The following is a 19,087-nucleotide window of genomic DNA, read 5'->3' as shown; positions in this document are numbered from 1 at the left end:
AGCCGGGTCAGGCAGTCGATGTTGGAGCGTCGCCCGGCTCGCGGACAGGGTGGAGCCATGAAGAATTGGCTCATCACGGGGTGTTCGGCGGGGTTCGGGCAGGCGATCGCCCGGGCCGCCCTGGGAGCGGGAGATCAGGTTTTCGCCACGGCGCGGCGGCCCGAGACGTTGGCCGGGCTGGGCGCGACACGTACGGCGGCCTTGGACGTGACCGACGAGCAGCAGGTCGAAAGGGTGGTGGCCGAGGCCGTACGGGAGCTGGGCCGGATCGACGTGGTGGTGAACAACGCCGGGCACGGCAGCGTCGGCGCGGTCGAGGAGTTCACGATGGCCGAGCTGCGGGCGGTCATGGAGGTGATGTTCTTCGGCGCGGTCACGGTGACCAAGGCCGCGCTGCCGCACCTGCGGGCCCAGGGGAGCGGCACGTTCGTGCAGATCAGCTCGATGGGCGGCCAGGTCACGATGCCCGGCTTCGGCGCCTACTGCGCCGCCAAGTTCGCCCTCGAAGGCGTGTCGGAAGCGCTCGCGGCCGAGGTCGCGCCCTTCGGCGTACGAGTTCTCATCGTCGAGCCGGGGGCCTTCCGCACCGAGTTCGGCGGCGGCCGGATGCAACGCTCGCGCACGATCGACGCCTACGCCGCCTCGACCGCCCAGACCCGGGCCGCCGTCGACAGCATGGACGGCAACCAGCCGGGCGACCCGGCCCTTGCCGCGGCCGCGATCCTCGAGGCGGTGAACAGCCCGGACGCGCCCCTGCGGCTGGCCCTGGGCGGCGACGCGGTGGACGCGATCGCCGCCACCCTGGCCGAGCGGACCGACAACCTGCGGGCCTGGGAGAAGGTCAGCCGCGGGACCGCTGCCGGCTGACCTCGTAGAGCACCACCGTGGCCGCGGTGGCGGCGTTCAGCGAGCTGGCCGCGCCCGTGATCGGGATGCGGACCAGCACGTCGGCCGCCGCCTTCCAGGCCGCGCTCAGCCCGGCCGTCTCGTTGCCGATCAGCAGCGCGGTCGGGCCGGTCAGGTCGTGGTCGGCCACCTCGACCGCGCCGTGCTCGTCGGTGCCCACCAACTGCACGCCGTTGCGGGCGGCCCAGGGCAGCACGTCGTCCGGCCCGTCGGCCTGAATGACGGGCAGAGCGAAGATCGAACCCGTGCTGGCCCGTACGGACTTCGGGTCGTACGGGTCGGCGGCGTGTCCGGTCACCACGACCGCGGCCGCGCCGAACGCGTCGGCCGAGCGGATCAGCGTGCCGATGTTGCCGGGCGTCGACGGCCGGTCGAAGACCACCACCAGGTCGGCGTCCGGTAGCGCCGGCCGATCGGGCAGGCCGACCACGGCGATGAGTTCGGCCGATTCCTTGTCCGCCAGTTCGGCCACCAGCGCCGGGTCCATCGCCACCGGGCGGGCGCCGCTGCGGTCCAGCATCTCGCGCGCCCACGACGACAGGGACTGCCGGTCGGGATAGATCAGATCGCGCACGGGCCAGCCGTAGTCGACGGCCAGCGAGATCGGTCGTACGCCATGGACCAGGAACTCGCCGGCCCGGTGGCGCTTCGTACGGTTGGTGAGCAGCGCCTGCCACTGCTGGAAGCTCGCGTTGCGGGTGCTCACCCGGACGGCCCTCGACACCGCAGCGACGATACCGGGTCACAATTGCTGTGCGAGGAGGTGTACTCCATGCAAACTGGCGGCGTGGCTTTCACCCTGACGATCGACTGTGGCGGCGGCGGCATCAAGGGTTCCGTGCTCGACGAGGCGGGCACCATGCGTGCCCAGCCGCTGCGCGTCCCCACCCCCTACCCCCTGCCCCCCGATCTCTTCGTCAAGACGTTGGTGCAGCTCGGCGAGCGGTTGCCCGCGCACGACCGGGTCACCGTGGGCATGCCGGGCATGCTGCGGCACGGCGTCGTCGTGGCGACCCCGCACTACATCACCCGCAGCGGACCCCGCACCAAGATCGACCCGGAGCTGCAGGACGCGTGGTTCGGCTTCGACGCGCGGACGGCCCTGGAGGACGCGTTCGGGCGGCCCACCCTCGTGCTCAACGACGCCGAGGTGCACGGGGCCGGCGTGGTGGCCGGGACGGGCTGCGAGCTGGTGCTGACCCTGGGCACGGGGCTGGGCTGCGCGCTGTTCGACGGGGGCGCGCTGGCTCCCCACCTCGAGATGTCGCAGGCGCCGGTGCGGTGGGGCATGTCGTACGACACGTACATCGGCGAGCACGAGCGCCGCCGCCTCGGGGACGCCCTGTGGTCGCGCCGGGTCCGCAACGTCGTCGAGGGGCTGCGGCCGGTGTTCCTGTGGGACAGGTTGTATCTCGGCGGCGGCAACTCCCGGCTGATCGTGCCCACCCAGCTCGCGCGGATGGGCGACGATGTGGTCGTGGTGCCCAACACGGCGGGCATCGTCGGCGGTGTGCGCGCCTGGACCCTGGGCACCACCCGCTGACATGCGTCCCGCGGCGATCCTGCTCGACTTCGGGGGAGTGCTGGCCGACGCGCCGCCCCGGCGCACCGCTCCGCCGGGTCTCGTGCTGCGCATTTTCAACCTGGTCAACGGGTCTCTGACGCCGGGCGAGATCCAGCGCACGCTCACCGAGGGCGCGTCGGCCTGGGCCGCGTGGCGCGACGAGGACTGGCCGGACGAGCTGAGCCAGGCCGAGGTGTGGGAAAGGTTCATCCTGCCCGGGTGGCCGCCGGCGGCTCAGGTGCCGGTGCGCGGGGCCGTGCGCAAGCTGAGCTACGAGTGGGCCTGGCGGGACAACTGGGCGCTGCGGCCGGGCATCCCGTCCGCGCTGGAGGCGGCCGCCGAGGCCGGGGTTCCGCTGGCCGTCGTGTCGAACACCCTCTCCGGCGCGGCCCATCGCGACTTCCTCGACCGGGCCGGCATCGGCCGCTTCTTCGCCGTGCAGATCTACAGCGACGAGGCCGGCGTGCGCAAACCCAACCCGCAGATGATCTGGAACGCGACCGACGAGCTGGGCCTGCCCCCGGAGGAGTGCTGGTTCGTCGGCGACACCCCGCGACGCGACGTTGTCTGCGCCCGCCGAGCCGGGGTCGCCCGAGCGATCCTGATGCCTTCCCCGCGTACGGCCGAAGAGCCGGCCGGCGCGCCGCCCGACGACACGGTCGAGGACGGCTTCGGCCTGCGTACCCTCATCGAGAAGTACCTCTAGTGGCGTGCAGCGAGGCCAGCAGTTGCAGCCGGTCGGCGCCGGCGCTGCCCTCCTCGGCCGTGAAGACCAGCATGACCGGGCCCGGCTGCCCCGGCAGCGGGTACGTGTCCCAGTAGAGGTCGATGTCGCCGACCTCGGGCATCCGGAACGTCTTGGTGCCGCTGACCGACGCCCGGACGTCGTGCCGGGCCCACAGCCGCCGGAACTCGGCGCTGCGGATGCTCAGCTCGCCGACGACGGCGGTGGCCCGCGGATGGGTCGGGTCGGTGGCGACGGCGGCCCGCATCATGCCGATGTAGTCGAGGGCCTGCTGCTCCCAGTCCTTGCACTGCCGCTCGGCGGTGCGGCTGTCGTCGAACATCAGCATCAGCATGTTCAGCCGGTCGGGCGGATAGTCGTGCGGGTCGCCCAGCAGCGCCTCGGCCATGTCGTTCCAGGCCAGCACGTCGAGGTGCCGGCCCAGCACCACCGCCGGGGTGGCCAGCGCGCGCAGCATCCGCCGGGTGCCGTCGGGCACGATCTCGGGCTCGCGCCGCGGCGGCGCCGGCGCCGGTCGGCGGGCCGCGCGGGCCAGCGTGAACAGGTGCCGCCGCTCGTTCTCGTCGAGGTCGAGCGCGCCCGCGATCGCGTCCAGCACGTCGTCCGACGGGCGCAGGTCGCGGCCCTGTTCCATCCGCTGGTAGTAGTCGGTGCTCAGACCGGCCAGCAGGGCCAGTTCCTCACGCCGGAGCCCGGTGACCCGGCGCCGGCCGCCCGGCTCCAGGCCGACGTCCTGCGGGCGCAGCCGGTTGCGGCGGGCCCGCAGGAAGTCGCCGAGTTCCCGGGCGTACGGGTGAGTGCTCGCCATGCAGCCAGTGTGCCGCCGTCGCCGGCCGGAAAGGTAGGTCCACCAGACCTAGGCCGGGCGGTGCGACGGGCATCCGCCGCGGCGGCCCTAGCTTCGCCCCATGACTACGAATCTGCACGGCCGCACCGCCGTCGTCACCGGCGCGAACTCGGGCCTCGGCCTGGTCACCGCCACCGAGCTGAGCCGGGCCGGCGCCCAGGTGATCCTCGCCGTCCGGAACGTCGAGGCCGGGAAGGAGGCGGCCCGGACCATCGGGGGCGACGTCGAGGTCCGGGAGCTCGACCTGGCCTCGCTCGCGTCGGTCCGCGCCTTCGCCGCCGGAATTTCGTCTCTCGACCTGCTCATCAACAACGCCGGGGCCGTGTTGCTGGGACCACGCCGCGAGACCTCCGACGGGTTCGAGCTGCACATGGGCACCAACATGCTCGGGCACTTCGCCCTCACCGGCCTGCTCCTCGACGCGTTGGCGCCCCAGGCCCGGGTGGTGAACCTGAGCTCGATCACCCACAAGCGGGCCCGGCTGAACTTCGACGACCTGATGTCCCGGCAGAACTACGGCGCTTCCCGGGCGTACGGCGTCTCGAAATTGGCCTGTACGGTCTTCGGCCTGGAACTGGATCGCCGGCTGCGCGCGGCCGGGCGGCCGATCACCGCGGTGCTGGCGCATCCGGGCATCACGCGCACCAATCTGACGCCGCGGGCCTGGGAGCACCGGGGCCGGCTGGGCCGCCTCATCGCCGCGGCGTCCGTGGTAACCACCCAGCCGGTCGAGCGCGGCGCCGAGCCGCAACTGCACGCCGCGACCGCCCCCGGCCTGCGCGGGGGCGAGTTCTTCGGGCCGGCCGGCTTCCTCGAGATGCGCGGCCGGGTCACCGCGGTGCGCCCGAGCGCCACGGCCGCCGACCCGGCCGTCGGGAAGCGGCTGTGGGCGGTGGCCGAGGAGCTGACCGGCGTTTCCTACCTGTGAGTCAACTGCCAGACCTTCGTACGCCGGGTGTCCACGCTCTCCAGGCTGACCGGCACGGGGATGTCGTAGACGGCCTGCTCCACCAGCCCTGAACTGGGCAGATAGGCGCGACCGGGATCGCCCACCAGCACCAGGGAACCGCGCTGGGCCGCGCGCAACAGGTACGGCAGCACCCGGGCCGCCATCTCGCGGCTGTAGAAGACGTCGCCCGCCAGAACCACGCCGTACGGGTCATCGGTGTCCAGGATGTCGGCCTCGAGCAGGGTCACCGAGACGTCGTTGGCGGCCGCGTTGGCTTCGGCGGCGGCCAGCGAGTACGGGTCGATGTCGTTGGCCGTCACCGGCGTCGCCCCGGCGCGCGCGGCGGCCACCGCGACCAGGCCCGAGCCGGTGGCCAGGTCGAGCACCGAGCGGCCGGCGACCAGATCGGGGTGGTCGAGCACGTGCCGGGCCAGGGCCTGCCCGCCGGCCCAGGCGAAGGCCCAGAACGGCGGCGGCTGAGCCGGGCCGGCCTCCTCGGTCTTCTCCCAGAGGGCGATCGGCTCGTCCGCCTGGAACAGCGTGATCTCGGGGACGAAGGGGACAGGGGCAGCGGTCGTGTTGCCGCGGATGAACTCCAGGAGCACTCACCGATTGTGCCCGGTTGCTCAACTCGCGCCGCGGCGGACCGATGAGACGACCACTCCCTTCGGAAAAAGGAACACGCATGCCCCCACGCTGGGTGGCCGCCCTCTTCGGCGGCTGGATGGCGGTGCTCGCGGTGCTGTTCGTCGCGGCGCCGGCCGGGGCGCAGTCGGTGCTGCGCCTGATCGCCGGCGGCACCGCCATCGTCGTGGTGGGGCTGGGCGTCCGCCTCAACCGTCCCGCCCGGCGGCTGCCGTGGCGGCTGCTCGCGACGGCGATCGCGCTGGCGGCGGCGGGCACGGCCCTCTACCGGGCCCCGGAATCGCTCACCGCGCACGTTCCGGGGCTGGTCACGGCCGGGGCGCTTCTGGTCACGGCGGGGTATCCCGTGCTCGCCGGCATGCTTTTCGTGTCTCTGCGACGGCGTACGGGCGGGACCCGTGACCGCGCCGCCATGCTGGACGCCCTCACCGTCACGGCCGGGGTGGCCCTGCTGGCCTGGACCTTCCTCATCGGGCCCAACCTGGAGCGCACCGGCGGCGACCCGTGGACCACCGTCGCCTTCCCGCTGGGCGACCTGCTGCTGCTCGGCATGCTGACCCGGCTGCTGATCAGCGACCGGCCGGTGTTCTCGGCCCGGCTGCTCGGCGCGGGCGTGATCCTGCTGCTGCTGGCCGACGTCGGCTACGAGCTGTCGCTGTTCGAGGTGCCGGTGGTCGCCCTGTGCCGGTTCGCGCTCTACACCGCGGCCGGGCTGGCCGCCCTGCACCCGTCGATGGCCGAGCTGGACGAGCCGGCCGGCCTGCCCGTCCCGGCGCTCGGCCGTGGCCGCCTGGCCCTGCTCGGGGCCGCCTCGATGACCGTGCCGGTCGTGCTCGTGGCGAGCATGCTGCGCGACGAGCGGAGCGACCTGGTCGCCGCGGTGCTCAGCGCGATCACGTTCCTGCTGGTGCTGGTGCGGATGGCCGGGATCATGACCGGTCACCGGCAGGCGCTGGCCCGGGAAAGGGCACTGCGCGAGGCCTCGGCCGCCCTCGTCTCGGCGGCCGACAACGACCAGGTCGCCGAAGCAGTCCGTACGGCCGTGGCGCACCTGCTGCCGCCGGACACCCCGCACGCGGTGGTCCTGGCCGTCACCATCGCCCAGCCCGGCCTGTTGTCACCCGAGGCAGTGGCGCAGGCAGCGGTGGACCGGTCGACCGGAACGGCCGCCCGCGTGCTGCCGACCCGGGACGTCGACTGGGCCGTCTCGACCCGGCTGCACCACTTCGCGATGTCTCTGCGCTGCCCGATGGTGCTCTCCGACCGGCCGACCGGCGACCCGCTGGTCGGGGTGCTGCACGTCGGCGCGCCCACGCCGGCCCTGATCGGACTCACCCGGGCCATCGAGGTGCTGGCCACGCAGGCCGCGCTGGCCCTGGAACGGATCGGGCTCAGCCAGGAGGTCATCCGCCGCAACAGCGAGACCTATTTCCGTACGCTCGTGCAGAAGACCTCCGACGTCATCCTCATCGTCGACGAGGACGACCGGATCCGGTACGCCAGCCCGTCCGCGCTGACCCTGTTCGACGAGGACCCGACCGGCAGCCGGATGTCCGCCCTGTTCCACCGGGCCGAGCGCTCCCGGCTGGCCGAGGTGCTGGCCGCCCTGCGTACGGGCGAAGGTCTGCAGGAAGGTCTGGACTTTCAGGCCCGGGCCGGCGTGGTGCTCGAGACGCACGGCCAGGACCTGCGGCACGACCCGACCGTCGGCGGGCTGGTGCTCACCCTGCGCGACGTCACCGAGCGCCGCCGGCTCGAGGCCGAGCTGACCCACCGGGTGTTCCACGACGCGATGACCGGGCTGGCCAACCGGGTGCTGTTCCACGACCGGCTCGGCCACGCGCTGCACCGCGGCGCCCGCGACGGCTCGGTCGTCGGCGTGCTGTTCATCGACCTCGACGACTTCAAGAAGGTCAACGACACGATGGGTCACGCCGTCGGCGACCAGCTGCTGATCGGCGTGGCCAACCGGATCGCGGGCGCCCTGCGCGCCGACGACACCGCGGCCCGTCTGGGCGGCGACGAGTTCGCCGCGCTGGTCGAGAACGTGCAGGACCCGGGCGCGGTCGAGGAGACGGCGCAGCGGATCCTGGCCGCGCTGGCCGAGCCGATCCTGCTCGACGACGGCTCCGAACTGACCGCGGTGGCCAGTATCGGCATCACCACCACACCCGAGGCGGACACCCCGGACGAGCTGCTGCGCCAGGCCGACCTGGCCCTCTACGTGGCCAAGGGAGCCGGCAAGAACCAGTGGCGGCGCTACCAGGCCCACCTGCACGGCGCGATGGTCGAGCGGCTGGAGCTGCGCTCGGCCCTGGACCACGCCGTGCACGAGGGGCACTTCCTGCTGGCCTACCAGCCGATCATCGACCTCGGCACGGACGAGCCGGTGGGCTTCGAAGCACTGGTGCGCTGGCACCACCCGACCCGCGGGGTGGTCGCGCCGGCCGAGTTCCTCGAGGTGGCCGAGGAGAGCGGACTGGTCGTGCCGATGGGCCGCTGGGTGCTCGACCAGGCGCTGCACACGGTGGCACAGTGGCGGCGCATCCTGCCCCGCAGCCGGCAGCCGTTCGTCAGCGTGAACGTGTCGGTGCGGCAGTTCCGCGAGGGCAACTTCGTCGAGATGGTGCAGCAGGCCCTGGCGTACTCCGGGGTGCCGGCCCGCGCGCTGATGCTGGAGCTCACCGAGAGCGTGCTCGACGGCGACCACGAGCGGCTGTGGGCCGACCTGGCCGTGCTGCGCGAATGGGGCGTACGCGTGGCCATCGACGATTTCGCCGCGAGCTCATCCGCGCTGGGCACCGTGCGCCGCCGCCCGGTCGACGTCGTGAAGATCGACAAGGCATTCGTGGACGGCGTGGTCGACGACCCGCATCAGCTCGCGCTGGTGGCCGGCCTGATCAACCTGGCCCAGGCGCTCGGCCTGACCGTGATCGCCGAGGGCATCGAGGACCCGGCCCACCGCGACCTGCTGGCCCGGCTGGGCTGCCCGCTGGGCCAGGGTTACCTCTATTCGAGCCCGGTCGACGGCACCGAGGCGCTGAGCCAGATCACCGACCGCCTGCCGCTGGTCGCCTAGAGAGCTTCCAGCAGGCGGTCGACCTCGTCGGCGGTGTTGTAGTGGTAGATGCTGGCCCGCACCGCGCCGCCGGTGGCCCGCAGCCCGGCCGCCTCGAAGTACTCGACCGCGTAGTAGTCGCCGTGCGAGACGCAGATGTTCCGCTCGCCCAGGCGGCGGGCGGTGTCGGCCGGGGCCTCGCCGGCCAGCCGGAACGAGACCGTGGGGCAGCGCTCGGCGCCGGCCGGGCAGATCGTCACGCGCTCGTCCTCGCCCAGGCCGGCCAGCAGGCGGTCGAGCAGCCCGAGCTCGTGCTTCTCGGCCGCGGCCATGCCCGCCAGCACCCGCGTACGCCGGTCGCCCTCGACGTCGGCCAGGCCGGCGAGAAAATCGACGGCGGCGGTGAGGCCGGCCAGCAGCTCGAAGCTCAACGTCCCGTACTCGAAGCGGTCCGGCGCCCCGGACGGCGACGGGATCAGCTTCACCGGGTGCAGCGGCTCCCACACCCCGGGGTCGGCGATCACGGCCGCGTAGTGCGGACCCGACCACTTGTACGCGCTGGTCACATAGAAGTCGGCGCCGAGCGCAGCCACATCGGTCGGGCGGTGGGCCGTGGCGTGCACCCCGTCGACGTACACCTGGGCGCCGGCCGCATGCGCGATATCGGCGATCGGCTGGACGGCGGGCACGGTGCCGGTGGCGTTGCTGGCCGCGGTCACCGCCACCAGCTTGGTGCGCGGCCCGATCAGCTCGCGGTACTGCTCGACCGGCAGCTCGCCGGTCTTCAGGTCGACGTCGGCCCACTTGACGGTCGCCCCGGTCTGCACCCACGGCCGCACGTTCGCGTCGTGGTCTAGCCGCGACACCACCACTTCGTCGCCCGACTCCCAACCCTGCGACAGCGTGCGGGCCACCAGATAGGTCAGCGCGGTCGCGCTCGGCCCGAAGGCCACCCCGGCCGGATCGCCGCCCACCAGGTCGGCCACGGCCGAGCGGGCGGCGGCCACGATCTCGCCCGAGCGGCGGGCCGGCTCGTGGGCGGTGCCCCGGTTGGAGACGGCCGTCCGCATGGCCCGCGCGATCGCTTCGGTCACCGGTTCGGCCGGCTGGGTGCCGCCCGCGCCGTCGAAGTGCAGGAAGCCCTCGGCGAGAGCGGGGTACTGGGCCCGGACGCGGTCGACGTCGAAGATCATGACTCGAACCTAGTAGGGGTTGCCCGTACCCGGTAGGCGGCCCTTCAGCAGGCCGCCCAGCCGGCCCGGCAGCGCCGGATCGCCCGACAGCGGCGGGCCGCCGTCGTCGTGGGCCCGGTCGGCCATGCCCGCCACCAGCTCTTTCAGCGCGGAGACGGCGTCCCGGCGCGGGTGCCAGCCGAGCTCGGTGGCGGCCCGGTCGCACGACATGAGCGGCGCCTTCAGACCCAGCTCGACCCAGCCCTGGTCGACCGGCTGCAACCGCAACCACCAGCTGGCCGCGGCCGCCCCCTTGAGCACGAAGCCGGGCACCGGCACCTGCACGCCGTGGAAGGCGCGCGCCGCGACCTTGGGGTCGAGCACCGGACCGGCCGCGATGTTGAAGGCGCCGTGCGCATCGGACAGGATCGCCCGCGCGTAGGCGTCGGCCACGTCGTCCGCGTGCACCGCCTGGGCCCGCAACGCCGGATGCGACGGCACCAGCGGCAGCCACTGCGGGCGCAGCAGCCACGCCGGCAGCAGCGGCCCCGCGAAGTAACGCGCGATCTCGGTGCCCACGGCCCGCTGGAAGATCAGCCCCGGCCGCAGTCGCACCACGCGCAGCTGCGGGTGGTCGGCCTCGATCTGGTCGAGCATCCACTCGACGAGCGCCTTGTGCCGGCTGTACGAGGACTGCAGCACCCCGGCCCGCGGCCAGCTCTCCCGGACGTACGCGTCCTTGGGCCCCGGCGAATAGGCCCCCACCGACGAGGCGTAGACCAGCGCGGGCACCCCGGCCCGCAGCACCGCCTTGGCCACCGCGCGGCTGCCCAGAACATTGGTGCGATAGAGCACGCGCTGATCGTGGCTGGGCTGGATCTGCCAGGCCAGATGGACCACGGCGTCGGCCCCGGCGAAGATCTCGCTCAGCTGGTCCACCGACCCGGCCGTGCCGATGTCGGCCGAGTGCCAGTCGGCCTTGGCGTAGACGCCGGTCCGCGTGGGCAGCCGCCGTGCCACCCCGACCAGCGACACGTCCGGTTCGGCGCTCAACCGGCGCAGCAGGGCGGTTCCGGCGTTCCCGGTGGCTCCCACGATCACGACTCGCATGCTTAACCGCTACCCGGCGGCGGGCGGTTGAATCACGTTCGTACGGGTACGACCGCCGCATGGATCTCGTCGTCAACGGTGCCGAGCAGAGCCTCGACCTCGACCCGCGCACCACGCTGCTGGACGCCCTGCGCGAGCACCTGGGGCTGACCGGCGCCAAGAAGGGCTGCGATCACGGGCAGTGCGGGGCCTGCACTGTGCTGCTCGACGGCCGCCGCGTCAACAGCTGCCTGATCCTCGCGATCACCCTCTCCGGCTCCGAGGTGACGACCATCGAGGGCGTCGACCACCCGGTGCAGCAGAAGTTCCTCGAGCACGACGGGTTCCAGTGCGGCTACTGCACGCCGGGCCAGATCTGCTCGGCCGTGGGGATGCTGGACGAGTTCTCTCAGGGATGGCCGAGCGCGGTCACGGGTTCCGGTCCGCCTGATCTGTCGGACCCGGAGATTCGCGAGCGCATGAGCGGCAACCTGTGCCGCTGCGGCGCCTACCCGAACATGGTCCCGGCCATCCGTGAGGCGGCGGAGCGATGAAGACCTTCACCTACCGTACGGCGGCCGGCGTGGCCGACGGGCTCGAGCCGGGCGCGACCTTCCTGGGCGGCGGCACCAACCTGGTCGACCTCATGAAGCTCGGCGTGGCCACGCCCGACGTGCTGGTCGACGTGACCCGGCTCGGGCTCGACGACGTGGCCGAGCTTCCCGGCGGCGGTCTGCGGATCGGCGCCGGCGTGCGCAACAGCGACCTGGCGGCCGACCCACGCGTACGCGGGCAGTATCCCGTACTCAGTCAGGCCCTGCTGGCCGGCGCCTCGGGCCAGTTGCGGAACATGGCCACCACTGCCGGCAACCTGCTGCAGCGCACCCGGTGCCGGTATTTCATGGACGCCACGATGCCGTGCAACAAGCACGACCCCGGCTCCGGCTGCCCGGCCGTGTCCGGCGACCACCGCAACCTGGCCATCCTGGGCGCCTCGCCGTCCTGCATCGCGACCCATCCGTCGGACATGGCGGTCGCGCTGGCCGCCCTGGACGCGGTCGTACGGATCAGCGGTCCCACCGGCGAGCGGACCGTGCCGGTCACCGAGTTGCACCGGCTGCCGGGCGACACCCCCGAGCGCGACACCGTCCTCGAACACGGCGAGTTGATCACCGCCGTCGACCTGCCGCCGCTGGAGTTCGCGACCCGGTCCACCTATCGGAAAGTGCGCGATCGGGCCTCGTACGCCTTCGCGGTCGGCTCGGTCGCGGCGGCCCTGCAGGTCACCGACGGCACCGTACGCGATGTCCGCCTGGCGTTCGGCGCGGTCGCTCACAAGCCGTGGCGCGCCAGTCAGGCCGAGGAGGCGCTACGCGGCCGGCCCGCCACCCGCGAGTCGTTCCTGGCCGCGGCCGACGCCGAATTGGGCGCCGCCCGCCCGCTGCGCGACAACACGTTCAAGGTCGCCCTGATCCGCAACCTCGTCGCCTCGGTGCTGGAGGGACTGTCATGACCACCACCACCGAACGCGCCGTCGGGCAGCCGATCGAACGCATCGAGGGGCCGGACAAGGTGCGCGGCGCCGCCCGCTACGCCGCCGAGTACCAGGTCGGGGACGATTTGGCGTACGCCTGGGTGGCGCAGTCGCCGGTGGCGAGCGGCACCCTGAACGGCGTGACCGTCGACCCGCTGGTCGAGGCGGACGACGTGCTCGCGGTGCTGTGGCACGGCAACGCGCCCCGGCTGGCCGAGGCGGACGATCCCGAACTGGCGGTGCTGCAGTCCGAGCGGATCAGCTATCGCGGCCAGGCCCTGGCGCTGGTCGTGGCCCGTACGTTCGAAGCCGCCCGCCGGGCCGCGGCCACCCTGCAGCTCGACATCGCCGAGGACCCGCACGACACCGTGCTGCGCACCGACCACCCGGAGCTGTACGCGCCCGAGAAGGTCAACCCGGCCTTCCCCGCCGCGACCTCGTCCGGCGACGTCGACGCCGCGTTCGAGGCGGCGCCGGTCACGGTCGACGTCACGTACAGCACGCCCGCCCTGCACAACAGCCCGATGGAGCCGCACGCCACGACCGCGCTGTGGGCGGGCGACGACCTGGTGCTGTACGACTCCAACCAGCACCCGCCGGGCATCGCGGCCACGGTCGGGGCGCTTTTCGATCTCCCACCGGAACGCGTGCACGTGATCACCGAGCACGTGGGTGGCGGCTTCGGGTCGAAGGGCACCGCCCGCCCCAACGCGGTGCTCGCGGCCATGGCGGCCAAGGTCACCGGCCGTCCGGTACGGCTGGCGCTGCCCCGCCAGGCCCTGTTCAGCATGGTCGGGCACCGGACGCCGACGATCCAGCGCGTCCGCCTGGCCGCGGCCGAGGACGGCCGGCTGACCGCGATTGATCATGAGGTGGTCGAGCACTCGTCGCGCCTGTTCGAGTTCGCGGAGCAGACCGCGGTGGCGACCCGGCACATGTACGCCGCCCCGAACCGCCGTACGGGCCATCAGTTGGTCCGCCTCGACATGCCGACACCACGCTGGATGCGGGCGCCCGGCGAGGCGCCCGGCATGGTGGCGCTCGAATGCGCGATGGACGAACTGGCGGTGGCGCTCTCGCTGGACCCGATCGAACTGCGCGTACGCAATGAGCCTTCGGTCGAGCCGGAATCGGGAGTTCCCTTCAGCAGCCGCCACTACGTGGAGTGCCTGCGGCGCGGCGCCGACCGGTTCGGGTGGCACGACCGCGATCCCCGCCCCCGGCAGCGCCGCGAGGGCGACTGGTGGATCGGGACGGGCGTGGCCGGGGCGACCTACCCGACGATGGCCCAGCCGTCGACGGCCCGGGTGCGTCGCCTCGCCGCCGACTCGTACGAAGTCTCGATCGCGGCGGCCGACCTCGGAACGGGTGCGCGCACGATCCTGACCCAGATCGCGGCCGATGCGCTCGAGGTGCCGGTCTCGCAGGTGCGGATGCGGATCGGGGACAGCACGCTGCCCAAGGCCTCGGTCGCCGGCGGCTCGTCGGGCAGCGCGTCGTGGGGGTGGGCGGTGACCGGGGCGTGCCGCGCTCTGCGATCCTCCTCCTCCTCCTCCTCCTCCTCCTCCTCCGATGAAGCCACCTTCGATTCCAGCGAGCTCATCGAGAAGCAGGAGAAGGACGGAAAGCACGCCTTCGGCGCCCACTTCGCCGAGGTGCGAGTCGACGCCGTGACCGGGGAAGTGCGGGTGTCCCGCCTCTTCGGCATGTTCGCAGCCGGCAAGATCCTCAACCCGCGCACGGCCCGCAGCCAGTTCCTGGGCGGCATGATCATGGGAATGGGCATGGCCCTGCACGAGGAGTCGGTGCTGGACCCCGCCATGGGCACGTGGGTCAACCACGACCTGGCCGAATACCACATCCCGGCCCACGCCGACATCGAGTCGATCGAGGCCGAGTGGCTGGACGAGCAGGACGACCAACTCAACCCGATGGGCAGCAAGGGCATCGGCGAGATCGGCATCGTCGGCTCCCCGGCCGCCATCCTCAACGCCATCTGGCACGCGACAGGCGTCCGCATCCGCGACCTGCCGGCCCGTCTGGACAAAATCCTCCCGCATATCTAGGGCGCGACGGCGCGTTCCACGCTCTCGCGTAGCAGGGCTCGGCGGCGGTCGTGGTCGGCGGCGGGCTCGTCGGCCGTGGCGGCGTAGAAGCCGCTGGCCGGGGACCAGGCGAACGCCATCGACAAGACCAGCGCGAAGATCTCGGCCGGCTGGCCGTCCCGGATCTGGCCCGCGGCTTGGGCGGCGGCGATGGCCTTGAACTTGGGCTCGTCGTCGGTGCCCTCGGACAGGCGGCCGGCCGGGTGTCGCTCGAGCCGGAGCCACGTGACCAGTCGGACCAGCTCGGGGTGGCGCAGGTTCTCGTCGTACAGGCCGACGGCGAAGCCCGCCAGGTCGGCCGGGTCGAACGTGATCGCGCCCAGCAGCCGGTCGACCCGGTCGGCCACGACCGCGTCGAACAGGCCGTCCTTGCTGCCGAAATAGCCGTACACCTGGGCCTTGTTGGTCTGCGCGGCGGCGGTGATGCGGTCGATGCGGGCGCCCGCGATGCCGCGCTCGGCGAACTCGACGGCGGCCGCGTCGAGGATGCGGCGGCTGGTCGCGGCGCCGCGCGCGGTGGTCGGCAGGGGTGGCATGGGCCCAGCCTAACAAACAGACGAGTTGGTTTGCTTTTCCGCCGATGGCGGCCTACGGTCGAAAACAGACCGAATAGTTTGTCTGGGAGGAACCATGCGCACCACCACTGGATGGCAGGGCACCGGCATCGCCACCACGCTGCAGCGAGGCTCCATCGAGCGCCGTGACCCGCGACCCGACGACATCGTCGTGCGGATCGACTACTGCGGGGTCTGCCACAGCGACCTGCACGCTCTCAACGGCATGACCGGCAAGCCGACCGAGGGGCTGGTCCCCGGTCACGAGTTCATCGGCACGGTCACAGCGGCCGGGCCGGACGTGACCGGCTTCGCGGTGGGTGACAAGGTCGCCGTGGGCACGATCGTGGACTCGTGCAGCGAGTGCGCGATGTGCCAGGTCGGGCAGGAGAACTTCTGCTACCAGGGCGCCACTGTCACCTACGGGGGCACCGATCGGGTCGACGGCACGGTGACCAAGGGTGGCTACAGCCGCGAATACGTGTTGCGCGAGAAGTTCGCGTACCGGCTGCCCGACGGTCTCGACCCGGCGGCCGCCGCGCCGCTGATGTGCGCCGGCATCACGATGTGGGAGCCGATGCGGGCCAAGGGGATCGGGCCGGGCAGTCGCGTCGCCGTGGCCGGCCTGGGCGGGCTGGGCCACCTCGGCGTCAAGCTGGCGGTCGCGCTCGGCGCCGAGGTCACGGTCCTTTCCCGTACGCCGGACAAGTCCGAGGACGCCCGGAAGCTCGGAGCGACGGGGCTGATCGTCACCACCGACGCCGACCAGATGAAGCAGGCGTTCGGCCGGTTCGACCTGATCCTCGACACCATCTCGGGCCCGCACGACGTACCGGCGTTGCTCGGCCTGCTCACGCTGGACGGAACCCTCAGCGTGCTGGGCTATCCGTGGGAGTTCCCGCTCAACGTCATGAACCTGATCTTCGGCCGCAAGAGCATCAGTTCCTCCGGTACGGGCGGCACCCGGCACACGGCCGAGCTGCTGACCTTCTGCGCGGAGCACAACGTCACCGCCGACATCGAACTGCTGCCCTCAGCGAGCGTCAACGAGGCCCTGACCCGCCTCGACCAGGGCGACGTGCGCTACCGCTTCGTCCTCGACATGTCCGACCTCGACTAAGGCCTGTCCGGCCGATCACGTGAGCGAGGCGCTGCCTGGGCCTCAGCGCAGGCTCGCGGGATCGGCCGAACGGACCCTAGAGCCGGCCCTTGATCTCTGCCTTGCCCGCCGCCTTTCCGGCGTAGATGCGGTCGGCGAGGCCGGGGAAGACGTGGGCGGCGACGATGGCGGCGCGGTATTTCGCCGGTACGACTATGCGGCGGCGAGGGCGGCGCAGCGCCTTCTCGACGGCGGCGACGATTTCGGGGCCCGGCAGGTTGGTGCGGTGCTTGTTGAACGGCGTCGCGATGTAGCCGGGCTCGACAAGGGTGATGCCGATTCCCGTTCCGGCCAGTTCCCGCCGTACGGAATCGGTCATGCCCCGCAGGGCGAACTTGGTCGCCGAATAGACGCCGTTGATGCCGACCTCGCCCGCCACCGAGCCGATGTTGACGATGGCGCCCCCGCGCTGGTCCCGCATGATCGGCACGACCGCGCGCATGAGCCGGATCGGGGCCAGCATGTTGACCTGGATCATGCCCTCGACCGCCTCGTCCGGGGCCAGAATCGAGGCGGCGCCGCCGATGCCCGCGTTGTTGACGAGGCCGTCGATGCGCCCGGTGACCGCCCGGGCCCGTTCGACGAGATTGTCGATCGCGCTCTGATCGCGTACGTCGGTGGGGACCACAACGGCGCCGGGCAATTGCGCGGCTAGTGCTTCGAGTTTGTCGGCGCGACGGGCGGCCAGAACCACCGTCGTTCCGTTGCGAGCGAGCCGTTCGGCCGTCGTGCGACCGATTCCGCTCGACGCGCCCGTCACGATGACGACCGGCATGCTTTCCTCCCCATGCGAAAGCGGCGCCGCCGAGGATCGGCGACGCCGCTCATTCTGCTCCGGCCGGACTAGCGCTTGCTGTGGTACGCCTCGACGATGTGGCTCGGGATGCGGCCGCGCTCCGAGACCTCGTAGCCGTTCTTGTTGGCCCACTCGCGAATCGCCTGGTTCTGATCGCGGCTGGCGCGCCCGGTGCTCGCCGGGGCGGTGCGACGGGTCGGCGAGACGACGGCCGTGCGGCCCACCCGGGTGGCCGCATTCAGAAACGGGTCGAGCGCTTTGCGCAACTTCCCGGCGTTCTTCTCGGAGAGGTCGATCGTGTAGTTCACACCGTCGAGTCCGAACTCGACGGTGCGGTCGGCCTCGCCACCGTCGATGTCGTCGGTCAGAAGGGTTATTACCTGCTTGGCCATCGTGTGCCCCGCTCCTGCTGCGATGTCATTTGAACCACGACAATGCTCATGCTCGCTTCGCCGTGAATGTCGATACGGTTGCATTCTGTCTCGCGACAGTTCCTAGTGCAAATTGCCTCCTTCCGCATGTCGCAATTCTGCCCGGTCTTACACCCGGGCAGGTGGGCTCCGGACACCTCTTTTCATGCTCGTGAATGTCCTGTAACGTGTCGTGGGAGCGCTCCCACCGTGCCCGTCCCCACGGGATCCCCCTCTCTAGGAGCTCGGAATGAGACGTCTTCTCCGCGCCGCACTGGCCGCCGGACTGCTGGCGACCGCTGCCGTCGCCACGTTCGCCTCCGCCGGCCCGGCCTCGGCCGATGCGGAAATCTGCGAACAGTACGGCCAGACCACGATCGGCGGCCGCTACGTCGTGATGAACAACCGCTGGGGCACCTCGGCCCAGCAGTGCATCGACGTCACCGGCACCGGTTTCACGATTACCAGCCAGCAGGGTGTCGGCAACACCAGCGGCGCCCCGGTGTCCTATCCGGCGGTCTATCTCGGCTGCCACTACACCCGCTGCTCACCGGGCACCAACCTGCCCATCCGGGTCAGCGACATCTCGTCCGCGACCAGCAGCATCACCTACCAGTACGTCTCCGGGGCGACCTACGACGCGGCGTACGACATCTGGCTCGACCCGTCGCCGCGCACCGACGGCGTCAACGCGCAAGAGATCATGATCTGGTTCAACCGCCAGGGCTCGATCCAGCCGATCGGTTCGGTCGTCGGCAATGCGACGATCGGCGGGCGTACGTGGGAAGTGTGGCGCGGCAGCAACGGCGCCAACGCGGTGATTTCCTATGTCGCGCCGTCGCCGATCACGAGCTGGAGCTTCAGCGTCCTCGACTTCATCCGCGACACGCAGAATCGCGGAGCCATCACTAGTAGTTGGTATTTGACAAGTATTCAGGCCGGATTCGAGCCGTGGATCGGTGGCGCCGGTCTTGCCGTGACCAATTTCGCGGCCGCCGTTAACGGTGGCGGCAACCCGACGACACCTCCGCCGGGCACGACTCCGCCGCCGACGACTCCGCCTCCCGCGACGTCCGGTTGCCGCGTCACGTACGCCACCAACACGTGGAATACCGGTTACACCGCCAATGTGACTGTCGCGAATACCGGATCGACCGCGTTGAACGGCTGGACGCTCGGCTTCACGCTGCCGGCCGGCCAGACCATCACGAGTTCGTGGAACGCCGCATTGACCGGTTCGAGTGGCGCGGTGACCGCCCGCAACATCGCGTGGAACGGCGCCATCCCGCCCAACGGCAGCGCGTCGTTCGGTTTCCAGGCCACCCACACCGGCAACTCGTCCGCGCCGACGGCCTTCACCCTCAACGGTTCTCCCTGCACCACCGCGTAGAGGTTCGCCACCACCCCGATCCCGAGCCGCCTCGTCGCCGATTCTCCGGTGCCGGGGCGGTTCGTCCATTCCACAAGTTGATCTTCATGATTCCCGCGCCGTTCAATTGCGCCGATTCCCAAGCGACGCCGGCCCACGCCGAGTCCCACGAAGCCGAACACCGA

18 protein-coding genes are annotated in these 19,087 nt (G+C 71.7%); 10 read left to right on the top strand and 8 right to left on the bottom strand.

The window, feature by feature from the left end; genetic code table 11:
• The first annotated feature begins 57 nt into the window (after positions 1–57).
• The gene (locus OWR29_RS19330; RefSeq protein ID WP_267564304.1) at positions 58–867 is read left to right on the top strand and encodes an oxidoreductase; all 810 of its coding nucleotides are present in this window, start codon (positions 58–60) and stop codon (positions 865–867) included.
• Here the strand turns inward: OWR29_RS19330 and OWR29_RS19325 are convergent.
• Positions 842–1,630 carry a TrmH family RNA methyltransferase gene (locus OWR29_RS19325; RefSeq protein WP_267564303.1) on the bottom strand — a complete coding sequence of 263 codons (789 nt, stop codon included), beginning with the start codon at positions 1,628–1,630 and terminating at the stop codon, positions 842–844. The two genes, OWR29_RS19330 and OWR29_RS19325, sit on opposite strands and share 26 nt — an antisense overlap.
• A gap of 63 nt (positions 1,631–1,693) precedes the next feature.
• Here OWR29_RS19325 and OWR29_RS19320 point away from each other — a divergent pair, with 63 nt between their 5' ends.
• Both OWR29_RS19320 and OWR29_RS19315 read left to right on the top strand, forming a co-directional pair.
• Entirely contained in the window at positions 1,694–2,449 is a 756-nt protein-coding gene (locus OWR29_RS19320; protein WP_267564302.1) for an ROK family protein, read from the top strand.
• 1 nt (position 2,450) lies between these two features.
• On the top strand, positions 2,451–3,176 hold the full coding sequence (locus OWR29_RS19315) for an HAD family hydrolase (protein ID WP_267564301.1): 726 nt from the start codon (positions 2,451–2,453) through the stop codon (positions 3,174–3,176).
• On the opposite strand, the gene OWR29_RS19310 is transcribed toward OWR29_RS19315, so the two are convergent.
• Positions 3,157–4,023, bottom strand: a complete 867-nt coding sequence (locus OWR29_RS19310) for a helix-turn-helix transcriptional regulator (protein ID WP_267564300.1) — start codon at positions 4,021–4,023, stop codon at positions 3,157–3,159. The two genes, OWR29_RS19315 and OWR29_RS19310, sit on opposite strands and share 20 nt — an antisense overlap.
• A gap of 100 nt (positions 4,024–4,123) precedes the next feature.
• On the opposite strand from OWR29_RS19310, the gene OWR29_RS19305 reads away from it, so the two are divergent.
• Positions 4,124–4,990 carry an oxidoreductase gene (locus OWR29_RS19305; RefSeq protein ID WP_267564299.1) on the top strand — a complete coding sequence of 289 codons (867 nt, stop codon included), beginning with the start codon at positions 4,124–4,126 and terminating at the stop codon, positions 4,988–4,990.
• Here OWR29_RS19305 and OWR29_RS19300 read toward each other — a convergent pair.
• Positions 4,981–5,616: a class I SAM-dependent methyltransferase gene (locus tag OWR29_RS19300; RefSeq protein WP_267564298.1), complete on the bottom strand. Its 636-nt coding sequence runs from the start codon at positions 5,614–5,616 to the stop codon at positions 4,981–4,983. The genes OWR29_RS19305 and OWR29_RS19300 overlap by 10 nt on opposite strands.
• Positions 5,617–5,696: 80 nt before the next feature.
• On the opposite strand from OWR29_RS19300, the gene OWR29_RS19295 reads away from it, so the two are divergent.
• The gene (locus OWR29_RS19295) at positions 5,697–8,735 is read left to right on the top strand and encodes a putative bifunctional diguanylate cyclase/phosphodiesterase (RefSeq protein WP_267564297.1); all 3,039 of its coding nucleotides are present in this window, start codon (positions 5,697–5,699) and stop codon (positions 8,733–8,735) included.
• On the opposite strand, the gene OWR29_RS19290 is transcribed toward OWR29_RS19295, so the two are convergent.
• The gene (locus OWR29_RS19290; protein ID WP_267564296.1) at positions 8,732–9,907 is read right to left on the bottom strand and encodes a cysteine desulfurase-like protein; all 1,176 of its coding nucleotides are present in this window, start codon (positions 9,905–9,907) and stop codon (positions 8,732–8,734) included. The genes OWR29_RS19295 and OWR29_RS19290 overlap by 4 nt on opposite strands.
• Before the next feature lie 9 nt (positions 9,908–9,916).
• On the bottom strand, positions 9,917–10,996 hold the full coding sequence (locus tag OWR29_RS19285; protein ID WP_267564295.1) for an NAD-dependent epimerase/dehydratase family protein: 1,080 nt from the start codon (positions 10,994–10,996) through the stop codon (positions 9,917–9,919).
• A 59-nt stretch (positions 10,997–11,055) separates the two neighbouring features.
• On the opposite strand from OWR29_RS19285, the gene OWR29_RS19280 reads away from it, so the two are divergent.
• The 3 genes from OWR29_RS19280 to OWR29_RS19270 are packed head-to-tail and all read left to right on the top strand — an operon-like array spanning position 11,056 to position 14,575.
• Positions 11,056–11,529 carry a 2Fe-2S iron-sulfur cluster-binding protein gene (locus OWR29_RS19280; protein ID WP_267564294.1) on the top strand — a complete coding sequence of 158 codons (474 nt, stop codon included), beginning with the start codon at positions 11,056–11,058 and terminating at the stop codon, positions 11,527–11,529.
• On the top strand, positions 11,526–12,488 hold the full coding sequence (locus tag OWR29_RS19275) for an FAD binding domain-containing protein (RefSeq protein WP_267564293.1): 963 nt from the start codon (positions 11,526–11,528) through the stop codon (positions 12,486–12,488). Before OWR29_RS19280 ends, OWR29_RS19275 begins: the two co-directional genes overlap by 4 nt.
• Positions 12,485–14,575: a xanthine dehydrogenase family protein molybdopterin-binding subunit gene (locus OWR29_RS19270; RefSeq protein ID WP_267564292.1), complete on the top strand. Its 2,091-nt coding sequence runs from the start codon at positions 12,485–12,487 to the stop codon at positions 14,573–14,575. The genes OWR29_RS19275 and OWR29_RS19270 overlap by 4 nt, the downstream gene beginning before the upstream one ends.
• Here OWR29_RS19270 and OWR29_RS19265 read toward each other — a convergent pair.
• Positions 14,572–15,150, bottom strand: a complete 579-nt coding sequence (locus OWR29_RS19265) for a TetR/AcrR family transcriptional regulator (RefSeq protein WP_267564291.1) — start codon at positions 15,148–15,150, stop codon at positions 14,572–14,574. The two genes, OWR29_RS19270 and OWR29_RS19265, sit on opposite strands and share 4 nt — an antisense overlap.
• A 94-nt stretch (positions 15,151–15,244) precedes the next feature.
• Between OWR29_RS19265 and OWR29_RS19260 the strand changes: the two genes are divergently transcribed.
• On the top strand, positions 15,245–16,288 hold the full coding sequence (locus tag OWR29_RS19260; protein WP_267564290.1) for an NAD(P)-dependent alcohol dehydrogenase: 1,044 nt from the start codon (positions 15,245–15,247) through the stop codon (positions 16,286–16,288).
• A 76-nt stretch (positions 16,289–16,364) separates the two neighbouring features.
• On the opposite strand, the gene OWR29_RS19255 is transcribed toward OWR29_RS19260, so the two are convergent.
• Both OWR29_RS19255 and OWR29_RS19250 read right to left on the bottom strand, forming a co-directional pair.
• Entirely contained in the window at positions 16,365–17,102 is a 738-nt protein-coding gene (locus tag OWR29_RS19255) for an SDR family NAD(P)-dependent oxidoreductase (RefSeq protein ID WP_267564289.1), read from the bottom strand.
• A gap of 68 nt (positions 17,103–17,170) precedes the next feature.
• A complete protein-coding gene (locus tag OWR29_RS19250; RefSeq protein ID WP_267564288.1) occupies positions 17,171–17,515 on the bottom strand; it encodes a histone-like nucleoid-structuring protein Lsr2 in 345 nt (114 codons plus the stop codon).
• 268 nt (positions 17,516–17,783) lie between these two features.
• On the opposite strand from OWR29_RS19250, the gene OWR29_RS19245 reads away from it, so the two are divergent.
• Positions 17,784–18,923, top strand: coding sequence for a glycoside hydrolase family 12 protein (locus tag OWR29_RS19245; RefSeq protein WP_267564286.1), 1,140 nt, complete (start codon positions 17,784–17,786; stop codon positions 18,921–18,923).
• The last annotated feature ends 164 nt before the right edge of the window (positions 18,924–19,087 follow it).

Source organism: Paractinoplanes pyxinae, assembly GCF_026626335.1.
GTDB classification, from domain to species: Bacteria; Actinomycetota; Actinomycetes; order Mycobacteriales; family Micromonosporaceae; genus Actinoplanes; species Actinoplanes pyxinae.
This window is presented reverse-complemented; position numbering and strand designations above follow the sequence as displayed.

What these genes read in the sequence shown, in the direction of transcription:
- OWR29_RS19330 (WP_267564304.1), top strand. Translation starts at nt 58, where the DNA reads ATGAAGAATTGGCTCATCACGGGGTGTTCGGCGGGGTTCGGGCAGGCG.
- OWR29_RS19315 (WP_267564301.1), top strand. Translation starts at nt 2,451, where the DNA reads ATGCGTCCCGCGGCGATCCTGCTCGACTTCGGGGGAGTGCTGGCCGAC.
- OWR29_RS19310 (WP_267564300.1), bottom strand. Translation starts at nt 4,023, where the DNA reads ATGGCGAGCACTCACCCGTACGCCCGGGAACTCGGCGACTTCCTGCGG.
- OWR29_RS19305 (WP_267564299.1), top strand. Translation starts at nt 4,124, where the DNA reads ATGACTACGAATCTGCACGGCCGCACCGCCGTCGTCACCGGCGCGAAC.
- OWR29_RS19295 (WP_267564297.1), top strand. Translation starts at nt 5,697, where the DNA reads ATGCCCCCACGCTGGGTGGCCGCCCTCTTCGGCGGCTGGATGGCGGTG.
- OWR29_RS19290 (WP_267564296.1), bottom strand. Translation starts at nt 9,907, where the DNA reads ATGATCTTCGACGTCGACCGCGTCCGGGCCCAGTACCCCGCTCTCGCC.
- OWR29_RS19285 (WP_267564295.1), bottom strand. Translation starts at nt 10,996, where the DNA reads ATGCGAGTCGTGATCGTGGGAGCCACCGGGAACGCCGGAACCGCCCTG.
- OWR29_RS19280 (WP_267564294.1), top strand. Translation starts at nt 11,056, where the DNA reads ATGGATCTCGTCGTCAACGGTGCCGAGCAGAGCCTCGACCTCGACCCG.
- OWR29_RS19275 (WP_267564293.1), top strand. Translation starts at nt 11,526, where the DNA reads ATGAAGACCTTCACCTACCGTACGGCGGCCGGCGTGGCCGACGGGCTC.
- OWR29_RS19270 (WP_267564292.1), top strand. Translation starts at nt 12,485, where the DNA reads ATGACCACCACCACCGAACGCGCCGTCGGGCAGCCGATCGAACGCATC.
- OWR29_RS19265 (WP_267564291.1), bottom strand. Translation starts at nt 15,150, where the DNA reads ATGCCACCCCTGCCGACCACCGCGCGCGGCGCCGCGACCAGCCGCCGC.
- OWR29_RS19260 (WP_267564290.1), top strand. Translation starts at nt 15,245, where the DNA reads ATGCGCACCACCACTGGATGGCAGGGCACCGGCATCGCCACCACGCTG.
- OWR29_RS19255 (WP_267564289.1), bottom strand. Translation starts at nt 17,102, where the DNA reads ATGCCGGTCGTCATCGTGACGGGCGCGTCGAGCGGAATCGGTCGCACG.
- OWR29_RS19250 (WP_267564288.1), bottom strand. Translation starts at nt 17,515, where the DNA reads ATGGCCAAGCAGGTAATAACCCTTCTGACCGACGACATCGACGGTGGC.
- OWR29_RS19245 (WP_267564286.1), top strand. Translation starts at nt 17,784, where the DNA reads ATGAGACGTCTTCTCCGCGCCGCACTGGCCGCCGGACTGCTGGCGACC.